This window comes from Vibrio tubiashii (assembly GCF_028551255.1).
In the GTDB taxonomy this organism is placed as follows: domain Bacteria; phylum Pseudomonadota; class Gammaproteobacteria; order Enterobacterales; family Vibrionaceae; genus Vibrio; species Vibrio tubiashii_B.
In genome coordinates this window covers 1-16,423 of the sequence record NZ_CP117029.1, presented here as the reverse complement: position 1 = coordinate 16,423, position 16,423 = coordinate 1, and the positions used below count along the sequence as shown (strand labels likewise).

Here is a 16,423-nt window from a genome sequence, read left to right as displayed (position 1 = left end):
GCTTTTGTCATTTATCATCACTCAACACCTATCTCTTGCTTATACTTTGGTCAAAATGCGTGATGCGCATAGATATAATGCTAAAGTTTCATTTTTGTCATATCTGATTTGGATCTACACTCGTAACCAGTTTTTAAATTGCTGCTCTTATTTGTGGAGACCACTTATGTTCAACGCACTGATTCTAAACCAAGAAGAAAAACGTACTATTGCTTCTATCGAGCAGATCGACGAAGCACAACTGCCACAAGGCGACGTACTGATTGATGTTGATTACTCATCACTAAACTACAAAGACGGTTTAGCAATCACAGGGAAAGGCAAAATTATTCGTAATTTCCCTATGGTTCCAGGTATCGACTTAGCCGGTACCGTAGTGAGCTCTGAAGACAACCGCTACCAAGCAGGTGACAAAGTAGTACTGACAGGTTGGGGCGTCGGTGAAAACCACTGGGGTGGTATGGCTCAGCGTGCTCGCCTGAAAGCTGACTGGCTCGTTCCACTACCAAAAGGGCTAGATAGCAAGAAAGCCATGATGGTCGGTACGGCTGGCTTCACAGGTATGCTATGTGTCCAAGCACTACTTGATGCAGGGATTAAGCCTGAAGATGGCGAAATTCTTGTTACTGGTGCAAGTGGCGGTGTTGGCTCAGTAGCAGTAACGCTATTGGCGCAACTAGGTTACAAAGTGGCGGCGGTAACAGGCCGTGTTGAACAAAATGGCCCACTACTTGAGAAACTCGGTGCAAGTCGCATTATCGACCGGGTTGAGTTTGAAGAGCCAGCACGCCCACTTGAAAAACAAGTGTGGGCAGGTGCTGTTGATACTGTAGGTAGCAAGGTACTGGCAAAAGTACTGGCTCAGATGGATTACAACAGCGCGGTCGCAGCGTGTGGTCTAGCAGGTGGTTTTGACCTACCTACTACAGTGATGCCTTTCATTCTACGTAACGTTCGCCTACAAGGTATTGATTCAGTCTCTTGCCCGACCGAAAAACGCATCGCAGCGTGGGAGAAACTGGTAGAACTCCTTCCAGATAGCTACTTTGAGCAAGCTTGTACTGAAGTGGAATTGGCTGAAGCACCAAAATACGCGGAAGACATCACTAACGGCCAAGTAACAGGTCGTGTTGTGATTAAGCTATAACAGCTGCAGTTAGATAGAAAAGAGCCAGCACCTGTAATGCTGGCTCTTTTGTTACTGAAACGATTTAGTCCAAACCAATATCTTCAATGCGCTTGGCAATCAAGCGACTGCACTCTTCCTTTACGATTCCGCGTAACCACTCCTGAGCAGGCGAATGCTCACAGCGTGGGTGCCAAATCATCGAATAGTCGAACGGGGTAAACTGAAATGGCAGTGGCTTGATGACTAGGTCATAGCGTTCGGCAACTAAGTAAGCCAAGTCCGCTGGAACCGTAATAATCAGTGGCATGGTATCGACAATCGCGAGTGCTGCCTCTAAATGGTATGCGCGTAGCACCATTTTACGCTTAGGTTGGTCAACTAACGCCCCTTCAATCAACGCCTTAACACCATCACTAATAGCGATCATCGCATGTGGGTAGTTGAGATAATCCTGCAGACTGAGCTCTTTGTCTGCCAATGGATGCTGCTTCGATAGTAAGCACAACACTCCAACCCGACCCAAAATTTCACTACGTAGTGGCTCTACAGGACCAATTGGGCGGCAGATCGCTAGGTCTGCACCTTCATAGGTAAGCTGATCAGCTAATCTATCGTGCTGAAGTGGTAAAAAGTTAAACGACACATTGGGCGCTTCTTGATAAATACGTGGCAACGCAAACGGCAAGATAGTTTGCATTGCGTAGTCCGTCGTAGCGATATTAAACGTTTGATCGCAGCTGCTTGGTTCAAACTCAATCGGTGACAACAACTGACGCAGTGATTCTAGTGGCTCACCTAAACAGCGATCAATTTCGAGTGCCTTTTCTGTCGGAATCAGATGTTGACCTTGGCGGGTGAACAAAGGGTCGCCAAGCATATCGCGTAGCCGCCCCAAAACACGACTCATCGCGGATTGACTAAGGTTAAGGCGATTAGCAGCTTTGCTCACGCTGCACTCTTCAATCAGTACGCGCAATGCAACCAATAGGTTGAGATCTCGACGATAAATATCTTCTAATTCCACGCTTAAACCACGTATTTTAGATGGGTATGGGCGTATTGTACCTTTTTCAGGCAAAAAAAATCCCGCTTTTCAGCGGGGAAGCCCAAGAAAACTGGGGATAGTGTCGGAATGTAGTTGAGCGTAGTGATAAAAAACGAAGCGTAGTTGGAAGCGCTACAGTTCGTTTTCGTGTTCTTCAGATGCGCTCGGCCAGCGATGCATCTCAAGCCAAATCCCTACCACCGTCGCACCCATGCCGAGCAAAGGCATAAATGACGACGATTCTGCTGGTGAACGTAAAACAAGTGCGCAAAAAGAGATAAAACACAGCACTGAATAGATGGTTAGACGATCTAAAGCTGTCAACATACTTGCTCTCCTGTTTTAAATGTTACCAACTTGTTAACTAAGTTAAAACAAAATGATCGCTTTGCCAAGGGGTTATTGAATATTTTTTCTTCACTAGTATTATCTAGGCCAAATTGAGTAACCAAAGATACGACCATGACATTCAATCCAGAACAGGCAACCAAGACATTAGAGGCAGAAGGATTACGCTGCCCAGAGCCAGTGATGATGGTCAGGAAGACAATTAGAACCATGCAAGATGGGGAAGTACTGCTCGTTAAGGCGGATGACCCATCAACAACTCGCGACATTCCAAGCTTTTGTCGCTTTATGGACCACCAATTGATTGGCTCGCAAACCGAGCAACTGCCTTATCAGTATCTGATCAAGAAAGGAATGGCTTAAACGCCATAGCAGAAAAGAAAACGGCAGCCTTTGTGGCTGCCGTTGTTTTATTCATCGTATTCTAGTGTACGGACTTCTGACTGAAGTTTACTTATCTGTTTTCTCATCGCGCGCATCTCTTCATGCATCGGGATAATATGTTCAGCTCGAATCCAAGCTTCAACAGTCAAACCAGTCAAAATAAACGAACCAGCCACAATCGGTAGCCACATATCGGTCAGTACCATTGCTAGCAAACACAGCGCTAGACCAAAGGTGAACAAATAACTCTGACTTTTAGGTGTCATCCCAGTATAACGTGTAAGCATAACCTTGCCCTCTCGCTATCATTCACATGGTTAAAGTACCATGACAAGTATGACACTTATATGTCAGCGATCACGACTCAGAATGAAATAAATTCAGAGTTTGAACTGGATCTTTTCACTGCTAGTTATTGATATTTAACACCAACTTAGCCGATGTTATTGAAACACGGCAGCCGCGGTTGCCAGAGCAATAAACAGTAATGCTGTAATCTTGCGAATTAAATCTAGCGGCATCTTATCAGCAGATAACTTGCCAATCAGAACCACAGGGACGTTGGCCAGTAACATGCCGATCGTCGTACCCAAAATTACCAAAGTTAGTGCGTCAGGATATTGCGCACCAAGAATCGACGTTGCTATTTGAGTCTTATCTCCTACTTCAGCGATAAAAAAGGCAATGAAGCTTGCGACAAACGGTCCTCGATTCGAAATCTGTTCATCATCATCCAGTTTGTCAGGAATCAATACCCAGCCCGCCATGGCAATAAAGCTGACCACCAGCACCCATTTAAGAATTTCGGGCGAAAGATAGTCCGCCACCACCACACCAAGCCAGGCAGCTAAAGCATGATTCGCGATTGTTGCCAAGAATATCGCAGTGATAATAGGTAATGGTTTGCGGTATCGACTGGCTAAAAGCAGAGATAAAAGTTGGGTTTTGTCACCGATTTCCGCCAAAGCAACGGTGGTGATAGAAATAGCTAAAACGCTCACGACATGCTCTTCTGGGGTAGGGATTATAATTTTAACCGAAGACAAACCTCACGCCCCACCCCGGTTCGTGATGATTTGTCTAAGGTCTTGCTAAACGCATGCGACATTGTTGTGATTAAATTGGTCGATACGTCTCGAACGCCATGATGATTTTGCATCAATTATGTTGACGAACGAACTTAACATCCCAGTGTTGATAGTTAAGTAAGCTACTCCCCAAAGACGGCGGAATTCTAACCATCTGAAAGGTGTTTCTCAAGCGATAAACTGCAAATAAACTCCCTTTTAGGAAAATTTGGACGAATAAGCCATTAAATTTCCATTAAAGGAGAATTTTGCCTAGGAATTAATCAAGATTAACGCTACTCCCATGCCAAATATCTGGGTATACTTGATTGTTATTTTTTCTCAATTTTTGACACAAGAATCGCGCGAATTACTATGCAAAATTACGATATCAAAACCTTCCAGGGAATGATCCTCGCGCTGCAGGATTACTGGGCACAAAACGGTTGTACTATTGTTCAACCTCTAGATATGGAAGTAGGTGCGGGCACCTCTCACCCAATGACATGTCTACGTGCACTTGGCCCAGAGCCAATGTCGACAGCTTACGTTCAACCTTCACGTCGCCCGACCGATGGTCGCTATGGTGAAAACCCGAACCGTCTGCAGCACTACTATCAGTTCCAAGTAGCTCTAAAACCATCTCCAGATAACATTCAGGAGTTGTACCTAGGCTCGCTTGAAGTTCTTGGTATCGACCCGCTAGTACACGATATTCGTTTCGTAGAAGACAACTGGGAAAACCCTACGCTAGGTGCATGGGGTCTTGGTTGGGAAGTATGGCTAAACGGCATGGAAGTAACTCAGTTTACTTACTTCCAGCAAGTAGGTGGCCTTGAGTGTAAACCTGTTACTGGTGAGATCACTTACGGTATCGAGCGTCTAGCAATGTACATCCAAGAAGTAGACTCTGTTTATGACCTAGTGTGGAACATCGCACCAGACGGTAGCAAAGTAACTTACGGTGACATCTTCCACCAAAACGAAGTTGAGCAATCAACGTACAACTTCGAGCACGCTGATGTAGATTTCCTATTCACTTTCTTCGACCAGTGCGAGAAAGAGTGTAAAGAGCTACTTGAGCTAGAGAAGCCACTTCCGCTTCCAGCTTACGAGCGCATTCTAAAAGCCGGTCATGCATTCAACATCCTTGATGCGCGTAAAGCTATCTCTGTTACAGAGCGCCAACGTTACATCCTTCGTATCCGCAACCTGACTAAATCAGTTGCTGAAGCGTACTACGCATCACGTGAAGCGCTTGGCTTCCCAATGTGCCGCAACGAGGAGAAGTAATCATGGCTAAAGAATTTCTAATTGAACTGGGTACTGAAGAGCTACCACCAACGCAGCTTCGCACGCTAGCGGAAGCGTTCGCAGCAAACTTCGAAGCAGAGTTAAAAGGCGCAGACCTAGCACACCAAGGAGTGAAATGGTACGCCGCTCCTCGTCGCCTAGCACTTAAGGTTTCAGCACTAGCTGAAGGCCAAGCAGACAAAGTAGTAGAGAAGCGCGGTCCTGCGGTTTCTGTCGCATTCGATGCTGACGGTAACGCGACTAAAGCAGCACAAGGCTGGGCACGTGGTAACGGTATCACGGTTGAACAAGCTGACCGTCTAGTGACAGACAAAGGCGAATGGCTTCTTTTCAAACAAGAAGTAAAAGGCCAAGCAACATCTGAAATCGTTGTAGACCTAGCAGCTAAAGCACTGGGTAACCTACCTATCGCTAAGCCAATGCGTTGGGGTAACAAAACAACTCAGTTTATCCGCCCGGTTAAAACGCTAACTATGCTGATGGGCTCTGACCTTATCGAAGGTGAGATCCTAGGCGTAGCCTCTGACCGCACTATCCGTGGTCACCGCTTCATGGGTGAGCAAGAGTTCACTATCGAATCAGCAGAGCAATACCCAGCGATCCTAGAAGAGCGCGGTAAAGTTATGGCTGATTACGAAGCGCGTAAAGCGATCATCCTTGCTGACTCACAAAAAGCAGCGGCTGCCGTTGGCGGTGTTGCTGATCTAGAAGACGATCTAGTTGAAGAAGTAACATCTCTAGTTGAGTGGCCAGTAGTCTTAACTGCGAAGTTTGAAGAAGAGTTCTTAAAAGTACCTTCTGAAGCATTGGTTTACACCATGAAAGGTGACCAAAAGTACTTCCCTGTTTACGATGACAACAAGAAGCTACTGCCTAACTTCATTTTCGTTTCAAACATCGAATCAAAAGAGCCTCGCTACGTAATCGAAGGTAACGAGAAGGTTGTTCGTCCACGTCTAGCGGATGCAGAATTCTTCTTTAACACTGACCGTAAGCGTCCTCTTATCGACCGTCTACCTGAGCTAGAGCAAGCTATCTTCCAGAAGCAGCTTGGTACTATCAAAGACAAGACAGACCGCATCACAGAACTTGCTGGCTACATTGCTGAGCAGATCGATGCTGACGTTGAAAAATCTAAGCGTGCAGGTCTGCTAGCTAAGTGTGACCTAATGACATCTATGGTATTCGAGTTTACCGATACTCAGGGTGTAATGGGCATGCACTACGCAACCCACGACGGTGAAGATGAGCAAGTTGCACTAGCGCTTTACGAGCAGTACATGCCTCGTTTCGCGGGTGACGAGCTACCAAGCACAGGTATTTCTTCAGCGGTAGCAATGGCAGACAAGCTAGATACAATTGTTGGCATCTTCGGTATTGGCCAAGCTCCTAAGGGCTCTGACCCATTCGCACTTCGCCGTGCGTCGCTAGGTGTACTACGTATTATCGTAGAAAACGGCTACAACCTAGACCTAACTGACCTAATTGCTAAGGCTCAGTCTCTATTTGGTGACAAGCTGACTAACACAAATGTTGCTGACGACGTTATCGAGTTTATGCTTGGTCGTTTCAACGCATGGTACAAAGACGAAGGCTTCAGTGTGGATATCATCCAAGCTGTACTGGCTAACCGTCCAACTAAGCCAGCCGACTTCGACCAGCGTGTGAAAGCAGTATCTCACTTCCGTGAGCTAGAAGCAGCAGAAGCACTAGCCGCAGCAAACAAGCGTGTAGGTAACATCCTAGCGAAATTCGACGGTGAGCTAGCAGCAGACATCGACCTTGCGCTTCTCCAAGAAGACGCAGAGAAAGCGCTAGCAGAAAGCGTTGAAGTGATGACAGAAGCGCTAGAGCCAGCATTTGCAACAGGTAACTACCAAGAAGCACTAAGCAAGCTAGCTGACCTACGTGAGCCTGTTGATGCCTTCTTCGATAACGTAATGGTAATGGCTGATGACGAAGCTCTGAAGAAGAACCGTCTAACACTGCTAAACAACTTGCGTAACCTGTTCTTAGAAATTGCCGATATTTCTCTACTGCAGAAGTAACCGCCAAAGTAGGGTCTAAGACCTTACACTCAGCAAGTCTACTCAAGCCCAACTCCTCGGAGTTGGGCTTTTCTTTATCAATGCACTGATTTAGTGCTTTTCGTCCTATTATCATTGATGTATGTTCAAGGATTACTCTATTGGCTAGCCACGCACTAGCTGTTCAAGAACTAAAGCAATGACAACAATGAATTAGGTACAGAAAGTAATGCAGTTTTCTAAGTTTGGTGAAAAATTTAATCAGTATTCAGGTATTACCCAGTTAATGGATGATTTAAATGATGGTCTACGCACTCCTGGTGCCATCATGCTCGGTGGAGGTAACCCGGCCGCCATTCCTGCCATGCTCGATTATTTTCGACTCGCCAGTGAGGAACTGCTAGAAAGTGGAGAGCTGGTTGCCGCAATGGCGAACTACGATGGCCCGCAAGGCAAAGATGCATTTGTTAAAGCGCTAGCCAAGCTACTTAAAGAGACCTATGGCTGGAATATCACAGAAAAAAACATCAGCTTAACCAACGGCAGTCAAAGTGGCTTTTTCTACCTATTTAATCTGCTGGCTGGCAAACAGCCTGACGGCTCGCACAAAAAAATCTTACTGCCGCTCGCTCCAGAATACATTGGCTATGGCGATGCAGGCATAAATGAAGATATCTTTGTCTCTTACCACCCAGAGATTGAAATGCTCGACAATGGTCTATTTAAATATCATGTCGATTTTGAACAGCTAAAGGTAGATGACTCTGTCGCCGCTATCTGTGCATCCCGCCCTACCAACCCGACTGGCAACGTGCTGACCGACGAAGAGATCCATAAATTGGATAAGCTCGCGCGTGAAAACAACATCCCACTGATCATTGATAATGCTTACGGTTTACCGTTTCCAAATATTATTTTTGAAGATGTGGAGCCATTCTGGAATGAAAACACCATTCTTTGCATGAGCCTATCAAAACTCGGTTTGCCGGGTGTACGTTGCGGAATAGTCATTGCCAGTGAAGAAATCACTCAGGCTATGACTAATATGAATGGCATTATCAGTCTCGCTCCGGGCAGTTTAGGCCCTGCAATTGCCAACCACATTATTGGCAAAGGGGATTTGTTAAAGCTGAGTTCAGAGGTGATTAAACCTTTCTATAAACAGAAGTCTCAGCGCGCTGTCGAGTTACTGCAAACAGCAATTACTGACTCACGTTTCCGAATTCACAAACCAGAGGGCGCTATTTTCCTTTGGCTTTGGTTTGATGAGCTGCCGATCACCACTATGGAACTGTATCAGCGCCTAAAAGCACGCGGCGTACTGATTGTCCCTGGCGAGTACTTCTTTATTGGTCAAGAAGATGACTGGGAACATGCTCATCAATGCTTGCGAATGAACTATGTTCAAGATGATGAAATGATGCAAAAAGGCATCGCTATCATCGCAGAGGAAGTAGAGCGCGCCTACCAGCAAGGTTAAGCGCAGCAAAACAAAAACAGCCCAAAGTTCACGCTTTGGGCTGTTGGTATTTATAGAGCAGGGATGTGCTCACATGAGAAGTAGCTTGCTTCTATTGTAGAAGAACGCTGATATACACCACCGTATGTAGAAGAGCCAGCAAACCCACGATTAATGTAGTTAGCGCCTAATGCTGCTGCTTCTTCACCAAAAGTTGAGTTGATTTTGTGCTCAGCATCCATTCCGCTATCACCAAACGATACAATACCCATAATACTTTGCGAGTTAGGGTTGAACGCTGACTGACCTTTCAGCTCACAGTTAGCCGATTTTTCAGGGTTTGCGTAAGCGATACGAATCTTTTCACCGTTTGATGCGGTGTAATCAGTAGCAAGCGGAGCAACAAGGCTAGAACAGCCAGAGACAGCAATAACTAAAGCCGCCAATAATAATTTTTTCATTCTATTTTCCACATTTATAGTTTACGGCGCAGAAAGTACTGATTTACAGATTCGAGTACAATAAAAAAGAGCGCTAATGTGCGCTCTTTCACTCTTTACTCTCAGTTTTGAGACAGTTAATTAACCTTCGATTAGGTTACTGCCATTGATAGCAATCTTACGCGGTTGCATCGCTTCTGGAATCTCGCGCTCTAGGTCAATATGCAGTAGACCGTTTTCCATGCTAGCACCCACGACTTTTACGTAGTCTGCCAGTTGGAATTTACGCTCGAAATCGCGCTCTGCGATACCTTGGTAAACGTATTGCTTCTCTTCTTCGCTTTTACGCTCACCTTTAACAATCAGCATGTTTTCTTTCTGAGTCAGATCGAGCTGCTCATCAGCGAAACCTGCCACTGCCATAGTAATGCGATAGTGGTTTTCGTCTTTTTGCTCAATGTTGTAAGGAGGGTAACCGCCAGAAGCGTTTTTCGCAGTGTTTGCTTCCATCATGTTGAATAGACGATCGAAGCCAATTGCGTTGCGGTAAAGTGGAGTGAAATCTACAGTTCTCATAATGCTATCCTCATAGTAAGCAATAGTCTTAGCCGTGAGTTTGCGCGGATCTATCTTGTTGAGATCTTTGCCGGCCAAGGGATTTATTTTCTACTCCTCGGGTTCTTATAACGCTGGGACGTAGTAATAAATCAGTTCAATGTGTGCCTCTAAGGTTATCCTCTCGTGAGCGATATCTTATCAGCGAATCCAGAGGTTCTGTTTCTTCTCTCTTGAGCAAGACAGCTTCCCTCTTCAACAATAGATATGTGGCTAAAGCAAAATAGTTTCAAGGGATCCGAATTAAAAAATTTTCAATGTGCTTTTAGAGATCCCCAACTCAGTCGTTCCTCCCTCTTGAGGATGACATCCCAAGCATTTGAAAAATAATTAAAATATCGAAAACAAAAAAGACCGTCATTTCTGACAGTCTTTTTAAAATCTTTAGATTATTTTTATCGAAGCTGGATGAGCTTAGTTCAAGGAGAAGGCGCGGAGTTTATAAGCATAAATGAGCACCTTCGACACAGAAATCAGTTCATCCAGCGAAGAGAAAACAATCTAAACGTCTAGGTTAGCTACTTTAAGTGCATTCTCTTCGATAAAGTTACGACGAGGTTCTACTTGGTCACCCATTAGTGTCGTAAACAGCTGATCTGCACCAACCGCATCTTCAATCGTTACTTGCATCATGCGGCGAGTCTCTGGGTCCATAGTCGTTTCCCAAAGCTGATCTGGGTTCATCTCACCTAGACCTTTGTAGCGCTGTAGGCTTAGACCACGACGTGACTCTTTGATTAACCACTCAAGAGCATCAACAAAACTTGTGATTGGCTGAGTACGCTCACCACGTTTGATGTAGGCGCCCTCTTCGATCAGACCATCTAACGCTTCAGATAGGTCTGCTAGCTTGCCGTATTCTTTCGAGTTGAATAGATCAACACTTAGCGCAAACTCATGCGTCACACCGTGAGTACGAACAATGATCTTAGGTAGATTTAAACCTAGCTCAGCGTGCTGTTCCACTTCGAAGCTGTACTGGCTTGCGCCCACTTCTTTGGCATTAAGCTGCTCGACAAGCTGCTGAGTCCAAGCTTCAACTGCCGCTGCGTCATGACACTGCTCTGCCGTTAGACGTGGCGTGTAAACCAGTTCATGCACAAGCGCACGTGGATAACGACGACTCATGCGATCCACCAGCTTAATACCCGCGTTGTACTGCTGAACAAGCTTCTCTAGCGCTTCACCAGCTAGGGCTGGCGCCTCAGCGTTAACATGCAGAGATGCGTTATCTAGCGCCAATGCCACTTGGTATTGATTCATCGCATCTTCATCTTTGATGTACTGCTCTTGCTTACCTTTCTTCACTTTGTAAAGCGGTGGCTGAGCAATGTACACGTAGCCACGCTCAATCAGCTCTGGCATTTGACGATAGAAGAAGGTCAATAGTAGCGTACGAATGTGCGAACCATCGACATCGGCATCGGTCATGATGATGATGTTGTGGTAACGCAGTTTGTCTGGGTTGTACTCGTCACGACCGATACCACAGCCAAGCGCTGTAATAAGTGTCGCCACTTCTTGAGAAGAAAGCATTTTGTCGAAACGCGCTTTCTCAACGTTAAGGATTTTACCTTTCAGAGGAAGAATCGCTTGGTTCTTACGATTACGGCCTTGTTTTGCGGAGCCGCCTGCCGAATCACCCTCCACTATGTATAGTTCAGAAAGTGCAGGGTCTTTTTCCTGACAGTCAGCCAATTTACCTGGCAGACCAGCTAGGTCTAGAGCGCCTTTACGACGAGTCATCTCACGCGCTTTACGTGCTGCATCACGAGCACGAGCTGCGTCGATAATCTTAGTACAAACCGTTTTCGCTTCTGCTGGGTGCTCGATTAGGAACTCAGACAGTTTCTCACCCATAGCTTGCTCAACTGCTGACTTCACTTCAGAAGAAACCAGTTTGTCTTTGGTTTGGCTTGAGAACTTAGGATCTGGCACCTTAACCGAAATAACCGCTGTTAGACCTTCACGTGCATCATCACCTGAAGTTGCGGTTTTCGCTTTCTTCGAGAAGCCTTCTTTGTCCATGAACGAGTTCAATGTACGCGTTAGGGCTGCACGGAAACCAGCAAGGTGAGTACCACCATCACGCTGAGGAATGTTGTTGGTAAAACAGAAGATGTTCTCTTGGTAGCCATCGTTCCACTGCATCGCGACTTCTACCGCGATACCGTCTTCACGCTCTGCGTTAAAGTGGAATACTTTCTCGATGATTGGTGTCTTGTTGGTGTTCAAGTGATCAACGAACGCTTGGATACCACCTTCATACATGAAGTGATCTTGTTTATCTTCTTCACGCTCATCACGTAGCTTGATCGAGACGCCCGAGTTTAGGAAAGAAAGCTCACGTAGACGTTTAGCTAGGATGTCATAGTGGAATTCTGTGTTAGAGAATGTCTCTTCACTTGGCCAGAAACGGATTTCTGTACCTGTTTGCTCTGTTTCACCAATCACTGCCAGTGGCGCTTGAGGCTCACCGTGATGGTAAGTTTGAGTGTGGATTTGACCACCGCGATGGATAGTCAGTGTTACTTGCTTAGACAGTGCGTTTACTACCGAAACACCTACACCGTGCAGACCACCTGATACCTTGTATGAGTTATCATCGAACTTACCACCAGCGTGAAGTACCGTCATAATAACTTCTGCTGCTGATACGTTCTCTTCTGGGTGCATTTCGGTTGGGATACCACGACCATCATCGCGTACCGATACTGAATTGTCCTCATGAATTGTCACAACGATGTCTTGACAGTGACCCGCTAACGCTTCATCAATTGAGTTATCCACCACCTCAAAAACCATGTGGTGCAGACCGGTGCCATCATCCGTGTCGCCGATGTACATACCAGGACGCTTACGAACCGCATCCAGACCCTTTAGTACCTTAATACTCGATGAATCGTAATTTTCAGACATGAGTTATCTTCCGCTATATATTTTGCTCTATTGTGCCATGTTCCACATGGAACATCTTGCCATTTTCATCACGCATATCCGCAATTTGGCTATCAGTAATAGAACTTACAAAAACTTGCGCCCCCGTCTCTTTTAAGCAGTCAGCTAGACGCTTACGACGTTGGCTATCTAATTCAGATGCAAAGTCATCAATTAAGTAGATACATTGCTTGCCAGTCATTTCTGTTAGGTGTTGTCCTTGCGCCACGCGCAGTGCACACACCATCAATTTTAACTGACCTCGTGAAAGCACATCTTCAACAGGCGTACCATTCACTTTAATGCGCAAATCTGCTTTGTTAGGACCACTAAAGGTGTACCCTAACGCCTGATCACGCTCAAAATTTTTCTCTAGTATCTCTTGGTAAGGCGTATCTTTATCCCAACCACGATAATACTTCAATTGGATGTCGAACTCGGGTAAAAACGCTTTGCAGATCTGCTCCGCTTTGACCTTCATTTGTTCAACGTAATCGGCTCGCCATTGACTGATATTCTCAGCCAAACGCGCCATCTCTTGATCCCAATAACTCAGCTCTCGATAGCTAGTTGCTGTTTTCAATAGAGCATTACGCTGCTTGTTAAGACGTTTGAATCGCCCCCAAGCATCATAAAATGCCGACTCGGTATGAAACACACCCCAGTCGATAAACGAGCGACGATGTTTCGGCCCATCAGTCAATAAATCAAACCCTTCTGGGTGTATCAACTGCAAAGGTAAAACCTGCGCCAGCTGGGCGAGCTTTTGCCCAGACTGACCGCCTATTTTAACCTCTGTTGAGCCATCACGCTGCTTATTAATGCCAATTGGTAGCTCAAATTGATCCGAGTTCAAAAAACGTCCATGAACAAACAGCTCATTACAGTCATTTTGAATCACTCTTCCGGTCAAAGAGCTCTTAAATGAGCGACCATGACCAAGTAAGTAGATCGCTTCTAAGACACTGGTTTTGCCACTGCCGTTTGGTCCAATAAGAAAGTTAAAGCCTGCTGACAAGTTAATGTCACAGGCTTCAATGTTTCTAAACTGCTTTATTATAAGACGAGAGAGCGGCATGCTAGAGTCGGATTGGCATCACCACGTACATGGCACTGTCATCTTCCGAGTTTTCGATCAGCGCACTGGCATTGGCATCTGACATCGAAATTCTGACTTTTTCACAGCGCAGGGTGTTCAACACATCCAATACATAGCTAACGTTGAAACCAATCTCAATCGGCTCACCTTCAAAGCTGACATCAAGCATCTCTTCAGCTTCTTCCTGCTCTGGGTTATTGGCCGTAATGCGCATTTCGGTGTCAGCTAGGTTGACACGTACACCACGGAATTTCTCGTTAGAAAGAATCGCAGCGCGCGAAAAAGCTTGGCGTAACTCATCACAACCTGCTTCAAGCGTTTTGGTTGTCGTCTGTGGCATAACGCGGCGGTAATCTGGGAATCGACCATCCACCAGCTTAGAGGTAAACACATAGTTGTTCACTTCAGCACGAACGTTAGAGCTACCAATTTGCAGCACAACAGGTTGCTCTGGTGCATCGAGTAGCTTAACCAGCTCTAATACTCCTTTACGCGGCACAATGATTTGCTTCTGTGCAAAGTCCGCACCAAGTTCAGTTTGAGATACCGCCATACGGTGACCATCGGTCGCAACACTGCGTAGCGTTGTGCCGTCAATTTCAAACAGCATGCCGTTGAGGTAATAGCGAACATCTTGGTTCGCCATTGAGAATTGTGTCTTTTCCACTAAGCCACGTAACTCTGCTTGAGTCAGTGAGACTTCCACTTCACTCTGCCAGTCTTCAATGTTTGGGAAATCATTGGCAGGTAGGGTCGATAGTGAGAAACGGCTGCGTCCAGAACGAACCTGGACACGGTCGCCTTCTAAGACAAAGGTAATCACAGAGTCATCAGGCAAACCACGGCAAATATCCAAAAACTTGCGTGAAGGTACGGTAATGCTCCCCGCTTCGAATTCACCTTCGAGGTTAACACGGCTAATCAATTCGACCTCAAGGTCGGTTGCCGTCATTGAGAGTACGTTGTCTTCGACTTTAAGAAGTAAGTTACCAAGAATTGGTAAAGTTGGACGACCGCCCAGTGCTCCTGACACTTGCTGAAGTGGTTTAAGCAGGTGGCTACGCTCAATGGAAAATTTCATAGGATGCTCTTATCCGAATTCGTTATTGTTGCTCGATGCTTAGAATACTGTGAATCAAGAAATAGTGCGAATTAAGAAGATAGAGTACGAATCAGGTTCGAGTAATCTTCTTTAATGTCGTGGCTCTCTTCACGTAGCTGCTCAATCTTACGGCAAGCATGCAGTACCGTGGTATGGTCTCGGCCACCAAACGCATCACCAATTTCTGGCAAGCTGTGGTTAGTCAGCTCTTTGGCTAATGCCATCGCCAGCTGACGTGGACGGGCTACTGAGCGAGAGCGGCGCTTAGACAACAGGTCTGCGACTTTAATCTTGTAGTATTCCGCGACTGTCTTTTGAATGTTATCAATCGTCACCAACTTTTCTTGCAGGGCAAGTAGGTCACGCAGCGCTTCACGAACAAAGTCGATAGTAATTGGTCGGCCGGTAAAGTTCGCATTGGCGATAACACGGTTTAAAGCACCTTCCAGCTCACGAACATTAGAACGCAGTCGCTTAGCAATAAAGAACGCAACTTCATCGGCAAGGTGAATCTGGTGATCTTCGGCTTTTTTCATCAAGATCGCGACGCGTGTTTCCAGCTCTGGAGGCTCGATCGCAACCGTTAGCCCCCAACCAAAACGAGATTTAAGGCGATCTTCAACACCATTGATCTCTTTAGGATAACGGTCCGAAGTCAAGATGATCTGTTGGTTGCCTTCTAACAGAGCGTTGAAAGTATGGAAGAACTCTTCCTGCGAACGCTCTTTATTGGCAAAGAATTGAATATCATCGATAAGCAGCGCGTCGACACTACGGTAGTAACGCTTGAACTCTTCAATCGCGTTGTTTTGTAGCGCTTTTACCATATCTTGCACAAAGCGCTCAGAGTGCATGTAGACAACTTTAGCATTTGGCTTGTTATCCACAATCGCATTACCCACAGCGTGCAACAGGTGAGTCTTACCTAAACCTGTACCACCGTATAAGAATAGCGGATTGTATGCAGAGCCTGGGTTATCTGACACCTGACGAGCAGCCGCTAAGCCTAATTGGTTCGACTTACCCTCAACAAAGTTGTTGAACTTATGTTTTGGGTTCACATTCGAGCGATGGTTAATATCCGCAATGGCTTGCGCATCATCATCCCAAGTCTTATGAACTGGCTTTCTTGCCTGTAACTGTGCGGGAGCTGAAGATTCGGCTGCGACATCAGCTGGCGTGCGCTTAGGCGCTGGCTTTGGCGCTGCAACTGGTCGGCTACCCACTTCAAAACGCAGACTTGGCATGTCATTGCCGCAATACTCTTGCAGCAGACGATTAATACTGTTGAGGTACTTATCACGTACCCAGTCCAATACGAAACGGTTTGGGGCAAAAAGAGTGAGTGTATTGTCATTGAGCTCAGCTTGTAATGGACGAACCCACATACTGAATTCCGTTGCTGGTAGCTCTTCTTGAAGCTGTTGCAAACATTGCAACCAAAGCGAAGATGACAC

The 16,423-nt window shown here is 45.9% G+C and carries 15 protein-coding genes; 5 read left to right on the top strand and 10 right to left on the bottom strand.

Going from position 1 to position 16,423, the window contains the following annotated elements; translation table 11 throughout:
* Window positions 1-166 precede the first annotated feature (166 nt).
* Window positions 167-1,147 (top strand): acrylyl-CoA reductase (NADPH), encoded by a 981-nt coding sequence (gene acuI / locus LYZ37_RS00075; protein WP_272786021.1) that lies wholly within the window; start codon window positions 167-169, stop codon window positions 1,145-1,147.
* A 64-nt stretch (window positions 1,148-1,211) separates the two neighbouring features.
* Here acuI and LYZ37_RS00070 read toward each other — a convergent pair whose 3' ends face one another.
* The gene (locus LYZ37_RS00070) at window positions 1,212-2,153 is read right to left on the bottom strand and encodes a LysR family transcriptional regulator (protein ID WP_069668002.1); all 942 of its coding nucleotides are present in this window, start codon (window positions 2,151-2,153) and stop codon (window positions 1,212-1,214) included.
* A gap of 153 nt (window positions 2,154-2,306) precedes the next feature.
* Window positions 2,307-2,501 (bottom strand): hypothetical protein, encoded by a 195-nt coding sequence (locus tag LYZ37_RS00065; protein WP_004743607.1) that lies wholly within the window; start codon window positions 2,499-2,501, stop codon window positions 2,307-2,309.
* Between the two features lie 135 nt (window positions 2,502-2,636).
* Here LYZ37_RS00065 and tusA point away from each other — a divergent pair, with 135 nt between their 5' ends.
* Window positions 2,637-2,885: a sulfurtransferase TusA gene (tusA, locus tag LYZ37_RS00060; protein WP_004743605.1), complete on the top strand. Its 249-nt coding sequence runs from the start codon at window positions 2,637-2,639 to the stop codon at window positions 2,883-2,885.
* A 47-nt stretch (window positions 2,886-2,932) separates the two neighbouring features.
* On the opposite strand, the gene LYZ37_RS00055 is transcribed toward tusA, so the two are convergent.
* Both LYZ37_RS00055 and LYZ37_RS00050 read right to left on the bottom strand, forming a co-directional pair.
* Window positions 2,933-3,193 (bottom strand): hypothetical protein, encoded by a 261-nt coding sequence (locus LYZ37_RS00055; RefSeq protein ID WP_004743604.1) that lies wholly within the window; start codon window positions 3,191-3,193, stop codon window positions 2,933-2,935.
* Window positions 3,194-3,349: 156 nt separating this feature from the next.
* A complete protein-coding gene (locus tag LYZ37_RS00050) occupies window positions 3,350-3,907 on the bottom strand; it encodes a TMEM165/GDT1 family protein (RefSeq protein WP_272786020.1) in 558 nt (185 codons plus the stop codon).
* 441 nt (window positions 3,908-4,348) lie between these two features.
* Between LYZ37_RS00050 and glyQ the strand changes: the two genes are divergently transcribed.
* The 3 genes from glyQ to LYZ37_RS00035 all read left to right on the top strand — a co-directional run bounded on the left by glyQ (window position 4,349) and on the right by LYZ37_RS00035 (window position 8,794).
* A complete protein-coding gene (gene glyQ / locus LYZ37_RS00045; RefSeq protein WP_004743602.1) occupies window positions 4,349-5,266 on the top strand; it encodes a glycine--tRNA ligase subunit alpha in 918 nt (305 codons plus the stop codon).
* Between the two features lie 2 nt (window positions 5,267-5,268).
* The gene (gene glyS, locus LYZ37_RS00040) at window positions 5,269-7,335 is read left to right on the top strand and encodes a glycine--tRNA ligase subunit beta (protein ID WP_272786019.1); all 2,067 of its coding nucleotides are present in this window, start codon (window positions 5,269-5,271) and stop codon (window positions 7,333-7,335) included.
* 208 nt (window positions 7,336-7,543) lie between these two features.
* A complete protein-coding gene (locus LYZ37_RS00035; protein WP_272786018.1) occupies window positions 7,544-8,794 on the top strand; it encodes a valine--pyruvate transaminase in 1,251 nt (416 codons plus the stop codon).
* 50 nt (window positions 8,795-8,844) lie between these two features.
* Here LYZ37_RS00035 and LYZ37_RS00030 read toward each other — a convergent pair whose 3' ends face one another.
* The 6 genes from LYZ37_RS00030 to dnaA all read right to left on the bottom strand — a co-directional run bounded on the left by LYZ37_RS00030 (window position 8,845) and on the right by dnaA (window position 16,423).
* Window positions 8,845-9,234: a hypothetical protein gene (locus LYZ37_RS00030; protein ID WP_004743599.1), complete on the bottom strand. Its 390-nt coding sequence runs from the start codon at window positions 9,232-9,234 to the stop codon at window positions 8,845-8,847.
* A gap of 120 nt (window positions 9,235-9,354) precedes the next feature.
* Window positions 9,355-9,789 (bottom strand): Hsp20 family protein, encoded by a 435-nt coding sequence (locus LYZ37_RS00025; protein WP_004743598.1) that lies wholly within the window; start codon window positions 9,787-9,789, stop codon window positions 9,355-9,357.
* A 540-nt stretch (window positions 9,790-10,329) separates the two neighbouring features.
* Window positions 10,330-12,747 carry a DNA topoisomerase (ATP-hydrolyzing) subunit B gene (gene gyrB / locus LYZ37_RS00020; protein WP_171325415.1) on the bottom strand — a complete coding sequence of 806 codons (2,418 nt, stop codon included), beginning with the start codon at window positions 12,745-12,747 and terminating at the stop codon, window positions 10,330-10,332.
* A 13-nt stretch (window positions 12,748-12,760) separates the two neighbouring features.
* Window positions 12,761-13,843, bottom strand: coding sequence for a DNA replication/repair protein RecF (gene recF / locus LYZ37_RS00015; RefSeq protein ID WP_069667991.1), 1,083 nt, complete (start codon window positions 13,841-13,843; stop codon window positions 12,761-12,763).
* A gap of 1 nt (window position 13,844) precedes the next feature.
* The gene (gene dnaN, locus LYZ37_RS00010) at window positions 13,845-14,945 is read right to left on the bottom strand and encodes a DNA polymerase III subunit beta (RefSeq protein ID WP_004743595.1); all 1,101 of its coding nucleotides are present in this window, start codon (window positions 14,943-14,945) and stop codon (window positions 13,845-13,847) included.
* 71 nt (window positions 14,946-15,016) lie between these two features.
* Window positions 15,017-16,423 carry a chromosomal replication initiator protein DnaA gene (gene dnaA, locus LYZ37_RS00005; protein WP_004743594.1) on the bottom strand — a complete coding sequence of 469 codons (1,407 nt, stop codon included), beginning with the start codon at window positions 16,421-16,423 and terminating at the stop codon, window positions 15,017-15,019.